17 protein-coding genes are annotated in these 19,810 nt (G+C 71.3%); 3 read left to right on the top strand and 14 right to left on the bottom strand.

What is annotated here, in order from left to right; translation table 11 throughout:
* The first annotated feature begins 5 nt into the window (after positions 1-5).
* Positions 6-965 (top strand): hypothetical protein, encoded by a 960-nt coding sequence (locus ACFWWR_RS06215; protein WP_383868052.1) that lies wholly within the window; start codon positions 6-8, stop codon positions 963-965.
* Positions 966-1,041: 76 nt separating this feature from the next.
* Here the strand turns inward: ACFWWR_RS06215 and ACFWWR_RS06210 are convergent, their stop codons facing one another.
* The 8 genes from ACFWWR_RS06210 to ACFWWR_RS06175 form a co-directional block, all read right to left on the bottom strand.
* Positions 1,042-1,332: a DUF6355 family natural product biosynthesis protein gene (locus ACFWWR_RS06210; RefSeq protein WP_383868054.1), complete on the bottom strand. Its 291-nt coding sequence runs from the start codon at positions 1,330-1,332 to the stop codon at positions 1,042-1,044.
* Between the two features lie 161 nt (positions 1,333-1,493).
* Positions 1,494-2,657 carry a HoxN/HupN/NixA family nickel/cobalt transporter gene (locus tag ACFWWR_RS06205; protein WP_384302208.1) on the bottom strand — a complete coding sequence of 388 codons (1,164 nt, stop codon included), beginning with the start codon at positions 2,655-2,657 and terminating at the stop codon, positions 1,494-1,496.
* A 127-nt stretch (positions 2,658-2,784) separates the two neighbouring features.
* Positions 2,785-3,639 carry a proteasome subunit beta gene (gene prcB / locus ACFWWR_RS06200; protein ID WP_383868058.1) on the bottom strand — a complete coding sequence of 285 codons (855 nt, stop codon included), beginning with the start codon at positions 3,637-3,639 and terminating at the stop codon, positions 2,785-2,787.
* Between the two features lie 76 nt (positions 3,640-3,715).
* Positions 3,716-4,657 carry a lysylphosphatidylglycerol synthase domain-containing protein gene (locus tag ACFWWR_RS06195; RefSeq protein ID WP_383868060.1) on the bottom strand — a complete coding sequence of 314 codons (942 nt, stop codon included), beginning with the start codon at positions 4,655-4,657 and terminating at the stop codon, positions 3,716-3,718.
* Positions 4,654-6,153, bottom strand: coding sequence for a hypothetical protein (locus ACFWWR_RS06190; RefSeq protein ID WP_384302206.1), 1,500 nt, complete (start codon positions 6,151-6,153; stop codon positions 4,654-4,656). The genes ACFWWR_RS06195 and ACFWWR_RS06190 overlap by 4 nt, the downstream gene beginning before the upstream one ends.
* A gap of 75 nt (positions 6,154-6,228) precedes the next feature.
* A complete protein-coding gene (locus ACFWWR_RS06185) occupies positions 6,229-8,724 on the bottom strand; it encodes a glycoside hydrolase family 65 protein (RefSeq protein WP_384302204.1) in 2,496 nt (831 codons plus the stop codon).
* Entirely contained in the window at positions 8,721-9,458 is a 738-nt protein-coding gene (locus ACFWWR_RS06180; RefSeq protein ID WP_383868066.1) for a beta-phosphoglucomutase family hydrolase, read from the bottom strand. The genes ACFWWR_RS06185 and ACFWWR_RS06180 overlap by 4 nt, the downstream gene beginning before the upstream one ends.
* Positions 9,459-9,555: 97 nt before the next feature.
* Complete coding sequence (locus ACFWWR_RS06175; RefSeq protein WP_384302202.1) at positions 9,556-9,951, bottom strand: YybH family protein; 396 nt, start codon at positions 9,949-9,951, stop codon at positions 9,556-9,558.
* A gap of 85 nt (positions 9,952-10,036) precedes the next feature.
* On the opposite strand from ACFWWR_RS06175, the gene ACFWWR_RS06170 reads away from it, so the two are divergent.
* Positions 10,037-10,750 (top strand): nucleoside/nucleotide kinase family protein, encoded by a 714-nt coding sequence (locus tag ACFWWR_RS06170; protein ID WP_383868070.1) that lies wholly within the window; start codon positions 10,037-10,039, stop codon positions 10,748-10,750.
* Positions 10,686-11,303, top strand: coding sequence for a hypothetical protein (locus ACFWWR_RS06165; RefSeq protein WP_383868072.1), 618 nt, complete (start codon positions 10,686-10,688; stop codon positions 11,301-11,303). Before ACFWWR_RS06170 ends, ACFWWR_RS06165 begins: the two co-directional genes overlap by 65 nt.
* A 15-nt stretch (positions 11,304-11,318) precedes the next feature.
* Here the strand turns inward: ACFWWR_RS06165 and ACFWWR_RS06160 are convergent, their stop codons facing one another.
* The 6 genes from ACFWWR_RS06160 to ACFWWR_RS06135 all read right to left on the bottom strand — a co-directional run bounded on the left by ACFWWR_RS06160 (position 11,319) and on the right by ACFWWR_RS06135 (position 19,618).
* Complete coding sequence (locus tag ACFWWR_RS06160; RefSeq protein WP_384302200.1) at positions 11,319-13,148, bottom strand: hypothetical protein; 1,830 nt, start codon at positions 13,146-13,148, stop codon at positions 11,319-11,321.
* Positions 13,149-13,218: 70 nt separating this feature from the next.
* The gene (locus ACFWWR_RS06155; protein ID WP_384302198.1) at positions 13,219-14,937 is read right to left on the bottom strand and encodes a hypothetical protein; all 1,719 of its coding nucleotides are present in this window, start codon (positions 14,935-14,937) and stop codon (positions 13,219-13,221) included.
* A gap of 2 nt (positions 14,938-14,939) precedes the next feature.
* Complete coding sequence (locus tag ACFWWR_RS06150) at positions 14,940-15,842, bottom strand: carbohydrate ABC transporter permease (protein ID WP_383868078.1); 903 nt, start codon at positions 15,840-15,842, stop codon at positions 14,940-14,942.
* Positions 15,839-16,759, bottom strand: a complete 921-nt coding sequence (locus ACFWWR_RS06145) for a carbohydrate ABC transporter permease (protein WP_384302196.1) — start codon at positions 16,757-16,759, stop codon at positions 15,839-15,841. The genes ACFWWR_RS06150 and ACFWWR_RS06145 overlap by 4 nt, the downstream gene beginning before the upstream one ends.
* A gap of 128 nt (positions 16,760-16,887) precedes the next feature.
* Positions 16,888-18,210, bottom strand: a complete 1,323-nt coding sequence (locus ACFWWR_RS06140) for an extracellular solute-binding protein (protein WP_383868083.1) — start codon at positions 18,208-18,210, stop codon at positions 16,888-16,890.
* A gap of 274 nt (positions 18,211-18,484) precedes the next feature.
* Positions 18,485-19,618, bottom strand: a complete 1,134-nt coding sequence (locus tag ACFWWR_RS06135; protein ID WP_383868085.1) for an ROK family transcriptional regulator — start codon at positions 19,616-19,618, stop codon at positions 18,485-18,487.
* Positions 19,619-19,810: the final 192 nt, after the last annotated feature.

Raw genomic sequence — 19,810 nt, 5'->3', positions numbered from 1 at the left:
CCCCGATGGCGCGAGACCGCTTCGCTCCCGACTTCGACCCCGACTGCGGGGACACCGCCCTCAGCTCGGCCCGGCACGACATCGTCATCGGCCGCTGGCAGGGACTGCGCGAACTCCTGCACGCCACCGGCCCGGACTGGCTCGCCCGGGGCCACCGGGTCCGGCTGCTCGCCCAGGCCTGCGCGAGCAGTTCGACGGCGGAGACGTGGCTCGCGGCCGAGCCGCGCGGCGCCGACGCACTGGTGCTCTACGCGGCGACCGAGACGGCCCGGGCGTTCAACCTGGCCATCGCCGCGGGCCGGGGCGTGCCCATCGGCCGGCACCGCGTCGACAGCGCCGTCATGGCATGCCTGCATGCCGCCGAGGCGTACCCGGACGACCCCACGCCGTGGATCTCGCTGATCTCCGTGGCACGGCTGTACCCGGCGGGGGTCCGCCGGCAGGAACTGGCACGCTGGTGGGACGAGTTGCAGGGACGGGACCAGTACAGCGTGGAGGGTCACCTCCAGGTGCTGCACTACTACTCGTCCCGCTGGCACGGCTCGCACGGCCTGATGTACGACTTCGCCCGCGACGCGGCCGGCGTGGCACCGCCCGGCTGCGCACTGCCCGTGCTGGTGCAGTACGCCCGGGTCGAGGAGTACCGGCACTCGCTGGACGCCGCTCAGGACAGCCGGGCCTCGGTGGGCCTCGGTCAGCACTGGAACAACGACGGCGCGATCAGCGACGTACGACGCACCTGGCAGCGCTGGATCACGGGCCGGACGGAGAACGCGGTGGCACCGGGCGAGCTGCGTGACGTCAACTACCTGACGCACGCGGCCTGTTGCGCGGGGGTCCAGGACGTCGCCGAGCCGCTGCTGCGGATGCTGGGGCGGCGTGCCACGCGCACCCCGTGGTCGTACACCGGCGACCCGGAGAAGCAGCTCGCCAAGGGGCGCAAGGAGTTCAGGCTGCGCTCCTGAGCGGGCGGGAAAACACGGCGTGCTCCGTACCACCCGGCCGAGGGCGGTACGGAGCACTGCCGAGGGAAACTGCTCGTCAGCAGGTGCGGCCCACGTAGTAGGCACCGCTGATCTTGCTCGCGGAACCCAGCCAGGACTTGCCGGGGCCGACACATCGCTCGTAGTCGGGTGCCAAGGGGACCTCCACCTTGATGACGACCCGTGAGCCGTCGGAGGTGCAGTGGTTGTAGTAGGCGTCCGAGCCGGTCTCGTAGAACCCGCACGGGTCGGCCGCCGCGGGGCTCGCGGTGGTGGTCACCGCGCCCAGGGAGGTGAGCACGAGGGCGACGGAACTGAGGGCGCCGGTCACGATACGACGAACACGCAAGGGAATCTCCCTGGTCGGTGGGGGTGGGACTGCCGAGCCAGGATGGCCGGTGTGCCCCGGCGGCTGATCGTTTGCCGTGTCCCTTCACCCGGCGAATCGTTCTGCCGTTACTCCACTGGAGTGAGCGCGGCCGGTTCGGCAATCAGGAAGGCTTGCCTTGCTCACTCCGCTCCGCGCTCCACGGCTGCTGCCAGGCCCGCCGTCCACTTCTCCTCGATGCGGGCGGCCTTCCACACCACCAGGGCGACGATCCACGTGGCGAGGAACAGGCCGACGATGACGAAGCCGAGGACGTTCAGGTCGAGGCCGGTGATCCAGTCCCAGAAGAGGCCGTGCAGGTCGAGCCGCTGCGCCAGCAGGCCGAGGAGTTCGGCGGTGCCGATGAGCAGGGCGACGGCGACGGACAGGCCGGTGATGGTGAGGTTGTAGTAGACCTTGCGGACCGGTTTGGAGAAGGCCCAGTCGTAGGCGAAGTTCATGAAGGTGCCGTCGATCGTGTCGAGGAGGGACATGCCGGCGGCGAACAGGACGGGCAGGCACAGGATCGCGTACCAGGGCAGGCCGGAGGCGGCGCCCGAACCGGCCAGGACGAGCAGGGCGATCTCGGTGGCGGTGTCGAAGCCGAGGCCGAAGAGCAGGCCGAGCGGGTACATCTGCCAGGGGCTGGTGATCGACTTCATGACGCGGCCGAGGAGGCGGTTCATGAAGCCTCGGTTGTTCAGCTGTTCCTCCAGGGCTGCCTCGTCGTAGTGACCCGAGCGCATCTGCCGGAACACCTTCCAGATCCCGCCGAGGATGACCAGGTTGATCGCCGCGATGACGTAGAGGAAGGCCCCGGAGACGGCCGTACCGATCAGGTCGGTGATGTCGTGGAGCCGGGAGTCGTCGTCACGGACGGGTCCGGCGAGGGACTTCACGCCGAGCGAGAGCAGCAGTGCCAGGGCGAAGACGACACTGGAGTGGCCGAGCGAGAACCAGAAACCGACCGACAGCGGTCGCTGCCCCTCGCCCATCAGCTTGCGCGTGGTGTTGTCGATCGCCGCGATGTGGTCGGCGTCGAAGGCGTGCCGCATGCCGAGCGTGTACGCGGTGACGCCGATCCCGATGCCGAAGGACTTCTCGCCGATGCCGTAGTGGTGCGGCGCGACGATCACGATCAGCGTGAACCAGCCGATCACATGCAGGGCCACGACCACGGCGGCCATCCCGCCCGCCCTGATCCACTCCTGCCGCGTCATGGAGCCGAGGACGCGGTGCCGGGCCGAGCCCCTCTCGGGGGCGGTGGCGGGGAGGAGGGGCGGAGTGGAATCAGGGCCGGCCGTCATCGGGGGGAGGATCTTCCTGTGGTGCGAACGGCCGCGTCGAGCAGCCTCGTGCCATCCTCCGGCAGCTGCAAGTCATGTGCAGTAAAGCCCGTGACAGGTCTTCACCACGGGTGGGAAAAGTGCCCGGTCAGGCCGTCGCGTTGGGTCCGTCCGGCCTGCCGCGGCGTTGCTCGACCATCTCGCGGCTCAACTCCTCCGTCTCCGGCTCGGGCAACCGCTCGAAGCCGTCCTCGGTGATGACCGAGACGATGGGGAAGATCCGGCGATGGATGTCCGGGCCGCCGGTCGCGGAGTCGTCGTCGGCGGCGTCGTACAGCGCGTGGAGCGCGGCCAGGGCGGCCTCGCGCCGGTCCATGCCCTTGTGGAACAGCTTCTTCAACGCGCCCCGGGCGTAGGGCGATCCGGACCCCTCGGCGTGGAAGTCGGTCTTCTCGTACAGCCCGCCGACGACGTCGAAGCTGAAGATGCGGCCCCGCTCGCCCTCGGGGGCCAAAGGGTCGTAGCCGGTCAGGAGCGGTACGACGGCGAGACCCTGCATGGCCTGGCCGAGGTTCTGCCGGATCATGCCGGCCAGGCGGCGCGCCTTCGCGTTGAGGGTCATCGCCGTGCCCTCGATCTTCTCGAAGTGCGTCAGTTCGACCTGGTACAGCTTCACCATGTCCACGGCGAGTCCGACGGTGCCGGCGAAGGCGACCGCCGAGTAGTCGTCCGCGGGATGCACCTTCTCCAGATCGCGCTGGGCGATGAGGTTGCCCATGGTGGCTCTGCGGTCGCCGGCGATCAGCACGCCGTCTCGGTAGGCGAGGGCGAGCACGGTGGTGCCGTGCGGGACCTGGTCGGGTGCGGCGACCACGCCGTCCGGGAGGACGCGGCGGGTGCTGAGCAGTTCCGGACGGTGCGCGGCCAGGAACTCGGTGAAGGACGACGATCCCGGAGTGAAGAACTCCGCCCCCAACCGGCCGCCGTGATCGTTCCCTGTCATGGCATTCCCCCCTAGTCCGCGGACCGACAACCGGACTCCTACCAGAAGCGGGCGGCCTGGAAACGCCGGGGTGCGGTCACAACGCCTTGCGCCGGATCAGGATCCCGAGCACCAACAGGCCCGGCAGCAACGGGAGCCAGACGGTCAGGAGGCGGTAGCCGAGCACGGCGGAGGCGGCGGCGTCCGGGGGTGCTCCGGCGGCGGCGAGGGCGAGGCCGAGCGCGGCGTCGAGGGAGCCGAGGCCGCCGGGGGTGGGCAGCAGGGCGGCGGCGCAGCTCGCGGCGAGGTAGAGCAGTGCCACGAGGGCCGGGGCCAGCGGCAGCGCGACGGCCCGGGTGACGGCGACCAGGACGAGGGCGTGCAGCAGGGCGAACGCCAGCGAGCCGCCCCACAGGGCCGCCGCCCGCCGCGGCCGCGCGTGAACGGCCCGGACGTCGGCCAGCACCACGCCCAGGGCACGCCGGCATCCCGGCCACAGCCGGACGCCCAGCAGGACGGTACCGCCGAGAGCCGCGCCGGCGAGGGCCACCCAGCCGCCCCAGCCGGGCGGGATCCGCAGGACGCCCGGGCAGGCGGCGGCGAGGACGGCGATCAGCGCGGCCCGCGCGGCCGCGCCGGCCGCGGCCTTGACCGCGACCGCGGTCGCCGAGCGGCCGCCCGGCATCCCGCAGCGCATGAGGAAGCGCAGGTTCACCGCGCCCGCGCCGAGCCCGGCGGGCAGGACATGGTTGGCGGCGGAGGCGGCGAACTGGGTGGCCACGAGCCGCCCCGGCGGGAGCCGTCGGGTCACGGCGCCCTGTTGGGCCAGCGCCGAGCACAGCCAGGTCGCCCCCGTCGCCGTGGCACCGACCAGCAGCCAGCGCTGGTCGGCCACGGCGAGCCGGAGGGCACCGGTCTCCAGTACGGGCCAGTGCCACCGGGCCAGGCAGACGGCGGCCGCCAGGACGGCGAGGGCGAGGACGGTGTGCCGGCAGGCACGTCTGCGGGCGGGCCCGGCGGCGATCTGTTCGGACGTCATCCGGGCCCGTCCCGGCGGGCCGGCGGCGGCGCGATGTGCAGGTCCAGTCCCGCGGACCGGTGGGTCTCCCAGGTGCGGGCGTACGAGGGGGGCGTGGCGCCGGGGCGGGTGAGGGCGGCGGTCGGCACACGGCGGGTGGTGCGCAGGATGTCCGCCCGGGTGCTGTTGGCGTTCGGGCCGCCGGTCGCCGCCGAGGAGCAGCCGGTGTAGTAGCCGACCGGGATGGCCTCCTGGCCGGTGAGCAGACACGGCGGGCGGACGCCGAGACGGTGCAGGTGGGCGGCGGTGCGGGCCCAGTCGCGGCGGTCGGCCGTGGTGCGGTCCACGGTGCGGTCCAGGACGGCGTACTGCACCGCCAGATGCCCGGCCAGTCCCACCCCGACCAGCGCCGTCACCACCGGCCGCCACCGCCCGGCCGGCGTGGTGACCATATGGAGCAGGGCGGCCGCGACCGGGAGCGCGAGCAGCGCGTAGGCGGGCAGCAGGAAGCGGGGGGCCGCGTATCCGATCATGAACAGGTACGGCACGGCGGCCGTCGTGGCGCAGGCCACCGGCAACACCGTGGGCCCAGGGCGCCGGGCCCGCACCGCTACCACCAGTGCCACGGCGGCGAGCAGCGGCAGGACGAACCACCAGGCCATGACCGCCGGGTTCGGCATCGGCCCGGTGCACGGGCGGCACAGGGCCCGTCCGACCAGGCTGCGCAGCTGGTCGTCGACGGCGAGGTGCCACCCGAGTCCGCCCTGGATGTCGGAGGCCTCGGACAGTCGTCGGCCCAGGCCGCCGTAGTCGGCGTACGCCTCGATCACCCACTCCGCCGCGCCCGTGAGGAGCCCGCCCAGGAGGGCGACCGCGAGCCGCCACCAGCGGGCCGCCACCACGAGGACGAGCAGCGGCAGCGTGACCCACACGGCGTCGGTGGGCCGCATCCACGCCATGAGTGCGGCGCCCACCGCGACGCCCCACAGGGCCGCCCGGTCCCGGTGGTCGGCGCGGGCGCGCAGGAAGCAGCCGACGCACGCCAGGGCACCGACCGCGACCCAGTGGTTGGGCATGGCCTGCGGGCCGTAGAAGAGCGTGATCCACAAGGAGGCGAAGAGCGCGCCGCCCAGGGCCAGGACCCGGGCCGGGAACAGGCCGCGCCACACGCGCAGGGCCAGGTAGAGGCCGAGGCCCGAGAGCACGGCGAGGTAGACGCGCAGCAGCTCGGTGGAGGTCGACCAGGACGCGACCGGCGCCACCAGCAGGGAGACGCCCCGGGCGCGCGGGGCGCTGAAGAAGGCCGCCGGAGCCTGGGTGCCGACCTGGCTGACGTACACCGTCTCGTCCCAGCCGAGGCCCATGCCCGGGCGGACGAGGAGCAGTTGGGCGAGCGTGAAGGCGCCGGCCACGGCCGCGAGCAGCCACTCGCCCCGCGTGCGCCAGGACGTGCCGGGCCCGGGCGCCGGTTCGCCGCGTCGCAGACCGACGAGCATGGCGTGCGTACCGTGGGCCATCGTCCACCCCTCCCCCTGGCAGGTGAGTGCAGGGAATGCAGGGAATGCAGGGAATGCAGGAAAAACATAGACAAACTAACCCGCTTCGGACTGGTGTGCAGGGTCGAAATCGGCCAGGTGCCTGAAGCCCCGGCGGGGCAGCCACGTACGCGACCAGGTCCTGCAGGCCCCGTTCTCGGGCCAGCCGGACCAGGTCGACGACATGACACCCTTCCGTAAGCGCGCGGTGGGGATGCGGTGCGGCGGTTGTTCCGGGGCCGGGCGCGACTTCTGCGCGGGGATCCCGCGGACGACGGGGCCGTCGCCGTTCACGGTCAGCGGGGTGCCGTGGTGGCGGATGGTCAGGGGGTCGCCCGAGACCAGCGTGTACGTGGCCTTGTCCGGGCCGATCTCCACGCGCAGGCGCCGGCCGAGGAGTTGGAGGGTGAAGGCGAGCCGGCTGAACCTGTCGGGCAGGCGCGGGGTGAACCGGAGCGAGTCGCCGTCGCGGCGCAGGCCGCCGAATCCGGCGACCAGGGCTGTCCAGGTACCGGCCAGCGAGGCGATGTGCAGTCCGTCGCGGGTGTTCTGCTCCAGGTCGGCCAGGTCCATCAGGGCCGCCTCGGCGGTGTAGTCGTAGGCGAGACCGAGGTGGCCGGCCTGGGCGGCGACGACGGCCTGGCAGCATGCCGAGAGCGAGGAGTCCCGTACCGTCAGGGGCTCGTAGTAGGCGAAGTTGCGGGCGATCTGCTCCTCGTCGTGGAACTCCTCGAACCAGCCGCTGCACGTGTACATCGCCAGGACCAGGTCGGCCTGCTTGACGACCTGCTTGCGGTAGAGGTCGAAGTAGGGGAAGTGCAGCAGCAGGGGGTACTGGTCGGCGCTCGTGCCGGCGAAGTCCCAGCGCTGGTAGCGGGTGAAGCCGGCGTGCTGTTCGTGGACGCCGAGCTCGTCGTTGTAGGGGATGTGCACGGCCTCGGCCGCGTCCCGCCAGGCGGCGCTCTCCTCCTCGTCGACACCGAACCGGGCCGCCTGCTCCGGGTGACGTTCGCAGGCGTCGGCGGCGGACAGGAGGTTCGCCCGGGCCATGAGGTTCGTGTACAGGTTGTCGTCGGCGACCGCGCTGTACTCGTCGGGGCCGGTGACGCCGTCGATGTGGAAGACGCCGTGGTGGTCGTGGTGGCCGAGCGAGCGCCACAGGCGGGCGGTCTCCACCAGGAGTTCGACGCCGGTGTCACGTTCGAAGTGGGTGTCGCCGGTGGACGCCGTGTAGCGCACCACGGCGTCGGCTATGGCGGCGTTCACATGGAAGGCGGCCGTGCCGGCGGGCCAGTACGCGGACCCTTCCGAGCCCTCGATGGTCCGCCAGGGGAACGCGGCGCCGCCGAGGCCGAGTTGCTGGGCGCGTTCCCGGGCGGCCGGCAGGGTGTTCTGCCGCCAGCGCAGCGCCTCGGCGACGGAATCGGGTGCGGTGTAGGTGAGCAGGGGCAGGACGAAGGTCTCGGTGTCCCAGAAGGCGTGCCCGTCGTAGCCGGAGCCGGTCAGTCCCTTGGCGGGGATGGCCCGCTGTTCGGCGCGGGCACCGGCCTGCAGGACGTGGAAGAGGGCGAAGCGGACGGCCTGCTGGATCTCCTCGTCGCCGTCGACCTCGACGTCGGCACGGGCCCAGAAGTCGTCGAGGAACGCCCGCTGCTCGTCCAGCAGGCCCTGCCAGCCGCTGTGCGCGGCCGCCGCCAGCGCCGCCTCGACCTGGTCGCTCATGGCGGGCCGGGAGCGGGCCCCGGACCAGCCGTGGGCGACGAGCTTCTCGACCCGCAGCCGCTGTCCGGGTTCCAGGACGGAGGTGACCGTCAGCCGGGACACGTCCACGTTGCTCTCGCTGTCGGTCGTGGTCCGCTCGGGTCCGTCGATGACGTGGTCGGCGGCCACGGCGATCCGGAAGCCGCTGCGGCGGGTGCGGTGCACCAGACGCAGCCGGGAACCGGAGGCGAAGTCCTCCTCGGGCTCCAGGGGCGACTTCAGGGCCTGGGCGGCGCGCGGGTCGCCGTTCGGCTCGGGCAGGCTCTCGTTGGCGACGAGTTCCGACTGGATCACCACCCTGGTCCGGCAGTCGACGGGCTCCACCTCGTACGCCACGGCCGCGATCGCCCGCTGCGTGAGGGAGACGAGCCGGGTCGAGCGCACCCGGATGCGGGAGCCGGCCGGCGAGACCCATTCGCAGGTCCGCTCGAGGACTCCCCCGCGCAGGTCCAGGGTGCGTTCGTGGGCGACGAGCCGGCCGTAGCGCAGGTCGAAGGGCTCGTCGTCGACCAGCAGCCGCAGCACCTTGCCGTTGGTGACGTTGATGACGGTCTGGCCGGACTCCGGGTAGCCGTAGCCCGCCTCGGCGTAGGGCAGCGGGTGCAGTTCGTACACGCCGTTGAGGTAGGAGCCGGGCAGGCCGTGGGGTTCGCCCTCGTCGAGGTTGCCGCGCCAACCGACATGGCCGTTGGACAGCGCGAACACGGACTCGCTCTGCGCGAGGACGTCGAGGTCGAGGTCCCTCTCGCGCACGGCCCAGGGTTCGACGGTGTACGCCCTTTCGGTGATCACGCCTTGCCTCCCAGCTCGGCCAGGTCCTTCACGACGACGTTCGCGCCGTGCGCGTACAGGGCGTCGGTCTGTCCGACCCGGTCGACACCGACGACGTGTCCGAAGTGGCCGGAACGGCCCGCGTCCATGCCCGCCAGGGCGTCCTCGAAGACCGCGCAGCGCGAGGGATCGACGCCCAGGTCGCGGGCGGCGGCGAGGAAGGTGTCGGGGCGCGGCTTGCCCGGCAGTTTCCGCTCGGCGGCGACCACGCCGTCGACGCGTACGTCGAAGTAGTCCTCGGCGTCGATGGCGCGCAGCACGTCGCGGCAGTTGGCGCTGGAGGAGACGATCGCGGTGCGCAGGCCGCGTGCGCGGACCGCTTCGAGGTAGCGCAGGGTGCCGTCGTACGCTTCGACGCCGTCGGTGCGGATCTTCTCCAGCACCAGGTCGTTCTTGCGGTTGCCCAGGCCGTGGACCGTCGGGGTGCTCGGTGGGTCGTCCGGGGCGCCTTCGGGCAGTTCGATGCCGCGGGAGGCGAGGAAGGTGCGGACGCCGTCGGCCCGGGGGCGGCCGTCGACGTGCTCGTCGTAGTCGGCGTCGGTGAACGGCCGGAACTGCTCGCCCTCGCGTTCTCGCAGGAACGCGTCGAACATCTCCTTCCAGGCGGCCGCGTGCACGACGGCCGTCTTGGTGACCACACCGTCGAGGTCGAAGAGGCAGGCCAGGATGTCTTCGGGAAGACCGAGCTCCGTCATACAGACACGGTTCCCCACAAGAGCGGGTCCAGTGAGTGGCGCACGCCACACCGGGCGCACTTCACGACACACTCTTACGCCCTCTTGGTGCGCCGGGTCAGTCGTGCGGGAAGGAGTGGTGCTCGTGGGCGACCAGCCAGCGGCCCCGTTCCTTGCGCAGACCGAAGGTCAGCCTCAGCCGCACGCCGGGGTGCTCGGCGAGTTCCTCGGGTGAGGCGCATCGCAGCAGCGCGTGCGCGTAGGCGACGTCGGCGCCGGCCATGACGTCGAGGGTCTCGATGTCGAAGCAGGCGCCCTGGGCCTGCCACGCGAAGAACGGCGGCCAGGTCGCCCCGTAGGCGGCCAGGCCGTGGATGCCCTCATGGGGCGGCGCCACGTTGAACATCACGAGGTCCTCGGCGTGGCCGGTGAGGACGCCGTCGAGGTCGCCCCGGTGGACGGCTTCGGCCCAGTTGATGATCAGTGTGCGGATCTGCGCCTGGTCGTCGGACATGGCGTGACTCCCTCCTCTCCCCCGGACCAGAGTGCCCTGCCCACCTGAAGTCATCGGCTCGGCGCCGGGTGACAGACTCGGACGCGTGCCACTGACCTTCGACGACCTCCTCACCCGTGCCCACGCCCTGACCCGCCACGGCCGCCGTGCGCTCCTCGGCGTCGCCGGCAGTCCGGGCGCCGGCAAGACGACCCTCGCCGAGAACCTGGTGCGGGCGCTCAACGCCGACGGTGACCCGTGGGTGGCGCACGTCCCCATGGACGGCTTCCACCTCGCCGACGTCGAACTCGACCGCCTCGGCCGACGCGACCGCAAGGGCGCGCCCGACACCTTCGACGCGGCGGGTTACGCGGCGCTGCTGCGGCGGCTGCGCCGCCAGGAGGCGGACGGCGAGACCGTGTACGCGCCCGGCTTCGAACGGGTGCTGGAGCAGCCGATCGCGGGGGCGATCCCGGTGCCGCCGACCGCCCGGCTGGTCGTGACGGAGGGCAACTACCTGCTGCTGGACTCGGGCGCGTGGGCGCGGGTCCGGGCCGAGCTGGACGAGGTGTGGTTCTGCGAGATCGACGAGGAGGAGCGGGTACGGCGGCTGGTCGCCCGGCACGAGGAGTTCGGCAAGGGACACGAGGAGGCGGTGGCCTGGGTGCTGGGGTCCGACGAGCACAACGCCGAGCTGGTCGCCGCGACGCGGGAGAGGGCGGATCTGGTGGTGCGGGACGTCGTAGGGTGGCCGGATGGGGTTGGACATCACCGTGCTGGCGGTGGACTGGGGACGGTTGGAGCGGACGCCGGCGGGTGAGCGGGAAGGTCTCCTGTACGAGGCCATGGACCCCGACGACGAGCCCGAGCTGCGGCCGGAGCCCGAAGTGGGGTGGGTGTTTCCCGCCTCGCCGAAGGTGCCGTGGAGCGGACGGTACGAGTTCCGCCGCACCCTCGGCTCGTACAAGCCGCACTTCTGGGCGGCGGACGGCTGGGACAAGGCCCGGGAGTGCGCCGATCCCGGGCTGCGCGAGCCGTTGGACGGCTTCCTCCGGGGCCTGATCTGGTGGGGACCGCATCTGGACGACGAGGACGACGAGTCGGACGGCCGCCTCTTCCCCTCGGATCCCGAGCCCTCCGGTCCACGCCGGATGCTCACCTGCCCGCCGCCCGCGGTGCTGGACCTCGCCGGCCACTGGGCCCGGGCCGAACCCCTGCTGGAAGGGTTCCGAGCGACCTACGACGCCTGTGCCTCGCATCCGGGCGGGTGGATCCCCGACTTCGACGCGTTCGACGCCCTGGTGCGGCAGTGGGCCGAGGTGGTCGACGGGGCCGCGCGGCGTGAGTGGGGAGTGCTCGGGCTGACCTTCTGACGCCCGGGCCCGTGATCAGACCAACAGGGTCAGCTCTGGCTCCGCCCGGGCGTCCCCGGCGATGTCCCCGATCACGGCGGTGAAGGCGTCCGTCCGTACGGTCAGCCCTTCCCCGCTCCGCTCGACGGACACGGTGAACGGCTCCTGGGAGCCGTACCGCACCGCGAAGACGTGGAGGTCGTCCGGCGCGTCCGCGATCGGGCCGGCCTCCAGGGCCGTCGAGCTGACGAGGTGGCGCCAGCCCTCGTCCGGGTTGCCGTAACCGCGCGGGTCCTCCGCGAGGGCGAACGCGGCCTGCTCCTGGGTGAGTTCGGCGCGGGCGTCGAAGTGTTCCGCGCCCTGCGCGTCGGGGTGGGTCAGGCGCAGGGTGCCCGCCGAGGACACGGCCGCGTGGGCCGTACGACGGACCCGGTCGCCGTCGTCCTCGGCGTACGGGAGGCCGGCCAGCAGGTACGGCGTCCCGTCGAGGCGTTCGACGGCGACCGTCGTCCACAGGGTCGTGCCGTCGGTGACGTACAGGGAGCGCACATGGCGCAGGACGTGGTCGCGGCCGACGACCGGCTTGGTGATCAGCTTGGCCGTGAGGCCCTCGGCGCGCACGTCACGGACGCGGACCTCGCCCATGGGACGGCACAGCAGGAAGCCGTCGGTGACGGGGCCGAAGCCGTGCTGGCGGTTGACGGCGGCGGGCAGGCAGTAGGTGCCGCCCGCCTCGACCACCGCCGGGGTCATGCGGTCGTCGAAGGCCACCGAGACCGTGCCGGCGCGCAGTTGGTGCCGGACGGCCGCCGGGGACGGCTCGCGGTGCCAGCGCGTGGTGTCCTGGATCTGCCACACCAGCATCCACGCGAAGTGGCCGTCGACCCCGCCGTCCGCCTTGACCGCGTGCCTGGCCCAGCGGCTGTCGCCCCGGTAGCGGCCCAGGTCGGAGCCGATCCGGGTGGAGAAGTAACGCAGACCGAGCACCGACTCGAAGGCGGAGTGCTGCTCGCTGTAGCGGGGGCCGCCGTTGTCGAAGCCGCCGCCGGTGAGGCGGGCGTCGATGTAGCGGGCGAGCGCGTCGCCGTCCTCGGCGAAGACGTCCTCGCCGCTGACCCGGTGGGCCTGGGCGAGGAAGGACAGGGAGATCGGGCCGTAGTTGTTGTCGTAGGCGCCGCCGTGCTCGGGAGGCAGCAGGGCACCCCGGTCGCGCACCCGGTGGGCGCGGATCTCGTCGGTGTACAGCTGCAGCGCCCGGGCCCGGACCGGCGCGCCCTCCTGCGGCGGCAGGTGACGGGCCAGCATCAGGCCGCCCACCACGCAGCCGATCGCCTGGTTGCCCGCCTCCTGCGGGTTGAAGAAGGTCGCCTCGGTCAGCCAGCGCCAGTAGCCGTGCGCCACGTCGGCGAGTTCCGCGCGCTGTCCGTCGTCGGCCAGACCGTCGGCCGTGTCCAGCACATTGACCGCCTGGAGCAGCGCCCACACCGTGCTGGGCCAGTCACCGATGGGGTGGGCGCCCGGGGCGAGGGTGTAACGGGCGTACGGCAGGCTCGAGTTGCGCCTCTTCAGGTTCGGATAGCCGGGATTGTCGTCGACGTACACCCGCTCGCGCAGATGGAAGGCGAGGCTGCGGCGCACCGCGTCGGGCAGCCGGGGGTCCTTGGTGCGCTGCCAGGCGAGCGCCAACAGCGAGGTGATCCCGAGCGAGGTGTCGCCGATGTCGTCCACGCAGTCGGGGTGTTCGAGGTTGCCCTCCGGCGTGAGCCGGGCCAGGGCCTGCTCGACGACGTCGGCGAGGACGGCGTCGTACGCCTCCGGAGTGTCCGGCAGGTCGTGCAGCGGGCCGCGCTGGTGCGTGAGGTGCACGGGAGGGGTCGTGGGGTGCACGGGGATCAGCCCTTCATGCCTGGGGTGGCCATGGCGTGGTTCGCCGGAGTCACACGACGGGTGCGGGCCGGCGGGCGCGCAGTGCGACGGTCAGCGTGTGCGGGCCGAGTCCACCGATGTAGACACGGTTCCCGGTCGTCGCATCGGTGCCGCCCACCACGGAGTAGTCCTGACCCGGGTCGTACCGCAGTACCTCGCTCCGGTCCGGCCCGGCAAGCGGTTCGCCTGCCTCGATGCCGGCCTCGACCAGGATCTCGTCGTCACCGACCCGGTAGGTCATCGGCCCGTTCGTCAGGCACCAGCGTCCGTCGCCGATCGGTACGGCGCCCTCTGGCACGCCGCCCGGCCGGAAGGTCAGTTCGAGGGCCCAGGGCACCCGTGGTCCGCTGATGTCGATCCGCAGATCGGCACCGTCTTCCCGCAGGTCCACCTCGACGCGGGTCGTGTGGGAGACGTCGTCCCGAGGCCGGTCCGGGAAGGCCATCGAGGCCGAGAAACGTCCGTCGTCCACCAGCCGGTAGACACCGTCGTCCCGCCTCTCGTCCTTCGGGAGCGGCTGGTAGTAGGAGGCCGTGAGGGTCTCGGTGAGCCGGTACCGGTTGTCGGCGGGCTGTCGCATGTCGGCGGCGCGGAACGGGCCCAGGTCGAAGAACCCCCGCGAGAGACGGACCGCGTCGAGGACGGCGTCGCCGGCGAACAGGCGCAGGAAGGTGGGGTTGCAGGCGAGGCCCGAGCGGATGCGCCGGTGCTCGGGCACGTCGGAGCCGCCGTACACCACCGTGTGCGCGGTGGCCGAGGCGCGTGCGGCGAGGCGTGCGGTGGTGAGGTACCGGTCGCGCGGAAGGGTCTCCGCGGTCGGGGTCGGCAGGGCGCGGCACAGGTCCGGGGTGAGGAGGGTCTCGGCGAGCAGGTCGGGGTCGTCGATACCGCCGGCGGCCGCCAGCCGCGCCACCCGGGCGAAGTCGCCCCGGCCGGTGCGGACCGCGAGCAGCCGGTAGTGCGGCAGGTAGGGCGCCAGCGGGAACGGGTGGTTCTGGTCCTGCCGTCGCGAGTGGACGGTCTCCACCGTGCCGTCCGGCCTGATCAGGTCCAGGGTCGTGGCGAGATTGCGTTCGACGGCGTACAGCAGGTCGGCGCGGCCGAGCACTTCGGCCAGCAGCAGCAGCGACGGGTTGGACACATGGGCCGCGTAGTTGGCGCTCCGTTCCGAGTACAGGCCCTCCGCGTCGATGTCGACGCCCTCGGCGAGCCACTCCTCGACGCGGTCGAGCAGCCGGTCGTCCGGGAACGACCGGTGCAGCCGGGCCAGCGCCGCGCACAGCTCCCAGCGGTGGTTCGGGGTGTGCACCCCACCGGTCAGGAGACTGCCGGAGGCGGCGCCGGCGATCTCGGCGAGCGCGGCCGTGACGTCCCCCAGTTCCGGCCCCGCGTCGGCGGCGAGGACGTGCGCGTCGCACACGTCGTTGACGGTGAAGGCGGAGTCCGGCGGTGACTGCACGTTGTCGCCGCCGGCGAAGAGGCCGGTGGGTGTCTGAACGGCCCGGAGGGCGCGGAGGTGGGTCATCGCGGCGGCGACGGCCTGTCCGCTGCCGTGCAGGGCCGAGTCCGGGGAACGGTACGCCGCGACCAGGGTCTTCACCCGCCGCGCCAGACCACGGTGCGGCACACCGGCGGGTTCCTCGTCGGGGCGGGCCGCGAGCGGGGCGGCCTGCCGGTCGGCGGCGCGGGCCACCGCGCGGACGAACTCGTGGTCGAGCGGGGTGGGCAAGGTCAGTCCTTCAGGCCGGCGTTGATGTCGGCGTTCATGACGTACTTCTGGAACACCAGGAAGACGACGATCAGCGGGACCATGGAGATGACCGATCCGCCGAGCAGCACCGACCAGTTGATGTTCTGCGCGCCGACGAGGCTCTGGATGCCGATCTGCACCGTGAACTTCTCGGGGTCGTTCAGCATCAGCAGCGGCCAGATGTAGTCGTTCCACCTCCACTGGAACGACAGGATGGCGAGCGTCAGCATGATGGGCCGGGAGAGCGGCACCATGATCCGCAGGAAGATCGACAGCTCACGCGCGCCGTCGATGCGGGCGGCCTCGATGAGCTCGTCGGGGACCGTCAGGAAGAACTGGCGGAACATGAAGCACCCGGTCGCGGTGAGCAGGGCCGGGAGGATGATGCCGGAGAGCGAGTTGTAGAGGCCGAGGTCGCGGACCACCAGGAACAGCGGGGCGAGCATGACCTCGGCCGGCAGCATCGTGGTGGCCAGGATGCAGACGAAGAAGGCCTTGAGCCATTTGTTGTCGTACTTGGCCAGCGCGTACCCGGTGCAGCAGCTGACTCCCACCGTGAGGATCGTCGCGATCAAGCACACGATGATCGTGTTGATGAAGTACCCGGAGAAGTTGGCGCTGGCCCACGCTTCCTTGTAACCCGACACGGTGGGGTCGTCCGGGAACAGCGTCAGCGGAAGGGAGAACAGATCTCCCGCCGGCTTGAAGGAGCTGAGGACGAACCACAGCACCGGAATCCCGTAGAGGGCCGCCAGGACCCACAGCAGTGTCGTCGGGGCAACCGCGCGCCGAAGCCCACCGGTGGCCGCGCCGCTGGACCGCTTCTTGAGGACGGCCCGTCCGGCCCCGGAATCGACCTTGCGTGGCATGTCTGTGGTTGTCATCGGTTCTCCACCCGCCGGTTGACCATCATCTGGATGACCGCGACGACCATCAGGATGAGCATGAGCACGAACGACGCGGCGCTCGCGTAGCCGATCTGCCCCGTCTTGAACCCCGTTTGGTAGATGTACTGGACAAGCAGGTTGTTCGACGTTCCGGGTCCACCGTTGTTGAGGGAGGCGAACACCGCGTATTCCTTCATCGCGTGGATCGTGTTGAGCAGGATGACGATGAAGGACGTGGGGGCGATGCTCGGCAGGGTGATACTGAAGAACTGGCGCCACGGACCGGCGCCGTCGAGCGCGGCCGCCTCGTAGTACGACGTCGGTACGTTCTTGATCGCCGCGATGAACAGCAGCATGGAGAAGCCCGTCCAGGCCCAGGCTGCCGCCACCACGACCACCATCAGTGACAGGTCCGCGTTCGACTGCCATGGAACGGCGCTTCCGCCGACCTTCTCGATGAGGTAGTTGACCAGTCCGAAGTTCTCACCGAACAACCATCGCCACAGGACACCCACGATGATGGGCGACAGCAGCCACGGGATGAAGAAGAAGATGCGGGCGACCGACGCGCCCTTGGCGTGCTTGCTCACCAGCACGTTGGCGATGAGCAGCGACAACACGAAGTTCAGGGGGACGAAGAGCACGGTGTACAGCAGCGTGCGGGTCGTCGCGGAGTAGAAGGTCGAGTCCCCGAGCAGCTTCTGGTAGTTGTCCAGTCCGACGAACTGGAACGACCCCACACCCGTGTAGTTCGTGAAGGAGTAGACGAGCCCGATCACCGCCGGCCAGACGAAGAACAGCGCGAAGAGCACGACATTGCCCGTGATGAGGACGAGCGGTGCGAGGGTGTACTTGCTTCGTCTCCTGGGCGGGCTCACGGACACGTCCGAAGCGTCCGGGGCGCGTTTTGTCATCTTCCTGACTCCGTGCTGGTGGATTGGATCCTGGGGGCTCAGGCCATGAGCCCGGCATCACGTGGGTGAGGTCCGCGGGCCCGGGCGGCGGGGTCGAGACACCGCCGCCCGGGACTGTCGGCCTGTGATCAGCCGCCGACCTGCTGGTTGTAGCCGTCCACGATGTTCTGCAGGGCCTTGTCGGCCGACTGCTCGCCGTTGATCGCCTTGCCGAGCTCCGCCTTGGTCGGGTCGTCGGCGAGGCTCTTGCCCTTCAGCACCCAGTTCGTCTGCGCGCCGCTGAAGTAGCCGGAGATCGGGTCGTAGAGCGGGATGGACTCGTTGTAGAGCTTGAACGCCGCCTGCGCCGCCTCGGACTTGAAGGGGTACTTCGGGCTCAGACCGCTCTCGACCGGCAGGAAGCCGGAGGCCTCGCACAGCGCCTGGTAGTGGTCGGGCTCGTACAGCCAGGACAGGAACTTCTTCGCGGCGGCGGCCGCGTCGGCGTTGTTGTTGAAGCCGACCGTCATGCCGCCGCTGTTGACGTCGCTGGCCTGCACCGGCTGGGCGGGAGTCGGGACGCTCGCCCACTCGAACTTCGTGATGCTCTCCGCGTAGGCGGCGACCTGCCACACGCCGGACCAGTAGGCGACGACGTCACCGCTCTGGAACATGGCCGACGGGTCGGCGCCGCTGGTCCACACCGACTTCGGCATGGTCTTGTCGTCGTTCCATCCGACGAAGGTGTTCACGGCCTTCTTGGTCGCCGCGTCCACCGAGAACTTGCCGGAGTCGTCGGCGTGGACGTACTTTCCGCCCATCTCGTACACCATGGCGCGCAGCCGGGACGGCGACTGGTCGAAGGTCAGGGAGTACTTGGCCTTGGTCTTCTCCCGGACCTTGTTGGCCGCCTTGATGAAGTCGGTCCAGGTCCAGGTCTTGTCGGGCGAGGTCGGGTAGTCGACGCCGGCCTTCTCGAAGAGCGACTTGTTGATGAACATGCCGGACGCGGTGACGTCCGAGGGGATGGACAGCACCTTCCCGGACGAGTCCTTGGCGACGAAGTTGGCGTTGATCTTGTTGGTCTTGTTGTTGGCGATGTCGCTGAGATCGATCAGCTTGTTCGACCAGATCGGGTCCAGCGCCGGCACGGCCGCCACGTCGGGCAGCGAGTTCGCCTGCGCGGAGTTGCGCAGCTTCGTCGCGTAGCCGTCGTAGGGGATGTTGACGAGCTTGACCTTGACGCCGGTTTCCTTCTCGTACTGCGCCACCATCTTCTTCCAGCCCGCGTCCTGCCCCGGAACCGTGGAGATCCAGAACGTCAGCGACTTGGAGGTCCCGCCCGAGTCGGATCCCCCTCCGCAGGCGGAGAGCAGCAGGGCACCTGCCGTGGCAACGGCAGCGAGGGGAGCCAGGCGGCGCATACCGCCGCGGCCGAGTCGGCGAGAGCGCCGCACACCCACAGTGGTCATCTTCGATCCCTTTTTTTCGGTAGGGGACGGAGCACGGCGCCAGCCGAGGCGGCACGGGTGCATTTTGCAGGGAATATCGCTTTCCGGAGCACGGCCTCGCCCGGCCGCGCCATCCTGACGGGTGGGATCCCCGGCCGCCATGGCCGTCGTCACGCGAGCACGCCATCGCGCGGCTGCCGTACCTCGGGTACGGGCGGGACGCTCACCCCAAGCCGGTGTCCCGACCGGCTTAGAAAGCGCTTGTCCGGACATTGGCAGACCGAGTCCGAAGCCGTCAATCCTTCTCCCCCGCGGCCTCGGTCACGGTTTGGACTCCCCGGGCGACGGCGAGCCGGGACGCGCCCACGACGGTGCCGAGGTCCCCGACCGTGCTGCTGACCACCTCGGTGGGCCAGCTCAGCCGTGCCAGTTCGGCCCGCACACCGGGCAGGAGCTGCGGGTACGCTCCGGTGCTGCCGCCCAGGACGATCAGTCCCGGGTCCAGGACGGCGGTCACGGCGGCGGCCAGGCGGCCCACGTCCGTGGCATGACGGCCGACGACGGCGCGAGCCGTGGCCCGCCCCTCGCCGGCTGCGGCGAAGAGCCGCTCGGCGGTACGGGGACGCGGCCCGTCGGCGTCCTGCCAGGCCTCGGCGGCCCGCCGCAGCAGCGAGCGTGCGCCGATGTAGTCCTCCAGGGCCTCCTGGCGCGGCGCGCGGTCGTCGTCCCAGGGATAGGGCAGCCGGGCCATCTCTCCGGCGGCGCCGTTGGCTCCGCGCAGCACCTGACCGCCGACCACGATGCCGAGGCCGATGCCCACGCCGATCCGCAGATAGCCGAAGGTGTGGTGGCCGCGGGCGGCGCCCTCGTGCAGTTCCGCGAGGGCGGCGCAGTTGACGTTGTTCTCGAGGTGGACGGGAACACCGGCCGGCAGTGCGACGGCCATGGCGTCGAAGACCGGGCCCGCCTTGGCGGTCGCGGGCCGCATACCGGTGCCTCCCTCCTCCGGCGCGGTGACGTCACCGACGGCGACGACGATGCTGCGCAGCGGGGCCGCGGCGGGCAGGGCGAACAGTGCCTCGCGCACGACGTCGGCGGCCTCCTGCCGGGAACCGGTGGCCTGGGCGAGCAGGGTGCCGTCCAGGGCGCAGCCACGCACCCGGGTGAGGGCGGGCCCGAGGTCGACGGCGAGCACGGCCCCGGCCGCCGGACCGAGACCGTATACGGCGGCGCTGCGGCCCGTGCCGCCGGAGGCGGTGCCGGAGCAGGCGGCGAGCCGGGCGTTCTCCAGTTCCGCCACGGCGGAGGACACCGTCGGCTTGGACAGGCCCGCCAGGCTCGCGAGCTGCGGGCGGGTCGCCCTGCCCGCCCCGGCCAGCACGGCGAACACCGCGCTCGCGCTCTCGGTCAGGCGAGGGGCTTTCGCCACGTCGTGTTCCACAGTTCTCCCACACAGGTCGAAGGCCGCGCTCCCGGGTCGACAGGGGTCGGTGGGATGCGGCGATGGGATGCCCTGGCGTCGCGGATTCCCCGCCTCTCGGCGGCCCGGACGGGCCGTTCCGGTGGAGTGCGCGATGCCTCTTGACACGCACTGTACTTCGTTAGTTAACTTCCTAACGAA

Source organism: Streptomyces sp. NPDC058678 (assembly GCF_042714835.1).
Lineage (GTDB): Bacteria > Actinomycetota > Actinomycetes > Streptomycetales > Streptomycetaceae > Streptomyces.
Note: the sequence above shows the minus strand (reverse complement) of the source record. Positions and strands in the feature narration are given on the sequence as shown.

Excerpts from the sequence above, each read along its gene's own strand:
- ACFWWR_RS06205 (WP_384302208.1), bottom strand. The coding sequence starts at position 2,657 with ATGACGGCCGGCCCTGATTCCACTCCGCCCCTCCTCCCCGCCACCGCC.
- ACFWWR_RS06215 (WP_383868052.1), top strand. The coding sequence starts at position 6 with ATGGCGCGAGACCGCTTCGCTCCCGACTTCGACCCCGACTGCGGGGAC.
- ACFWWR_RS06180 (WP_383868066.1), bottom strand. The coding sequence starts at position 9,458 with ATGACGGAGCTCGGTCTTCCCGAAGACATCCTGGCCTGCCTCTTCGAC.
- ACFWWR_RS06175 (WP_384302202.1), bottom strand. The coding sequence starts at position 9,951 with ATGTCCGACGACCAGGCGCAGATCCGCACACTGATCATCAACTGGGCC.
- ACFWWR_RS06140 (WP_383868083.1), bottom strand. The coding sequence starts at position 18,210 with ATGACCACTGTGGGTGTGCGGCGCTCTCGCCGACTCGGCCGCGGCGGT.
- ACFWWR_RS06150 (WP_383868078.1), bottom strand. The coding sequence starts at position 15,842 with ATGACAACCACAGACATGCCACGCAAGGTCGATTCCGGGGCCGGACGG.
- ACFWWR_RS06190 (WP_384302206.1), bottom strand. The coding sequence starts at position 6,153 with ATGGCCCACGGTACGCACGCCATGCTCGTCGGTCTGCGACGCGGCGAA.
- ACFWWR_RS06145 (WP_384302196.1), bottom strand. The coding sequence starts at position 16,759 with ATGACAAAACGCGCCCCGGACGCTTCGGACGTGTCCGTGAGCCCGCCC.
- prcB (WP_383868058.1), bottom strand. The coding sequence starts at position 3,639 with ATGACAGGGAACGATCACGGCGGCCGGTTGGGGGCGGAGTTCTTCACT.
- ACFWWR_RS06165 (WP_383868072.1), top strand. The coding sequence starts at position 10,686 with ATGGGGTTGGACATCACCGTGCTGGCGGTGGACTGGGGACGGTTGGAG.
- ACFWWR_RS06195 (WP_383868060.1), bottom strand. The coding sequence starts at position 4,657 with ATGACGTCCGAACAGATCGCCGCCGGGCCCGCCCGCAGACGTGCCTGC.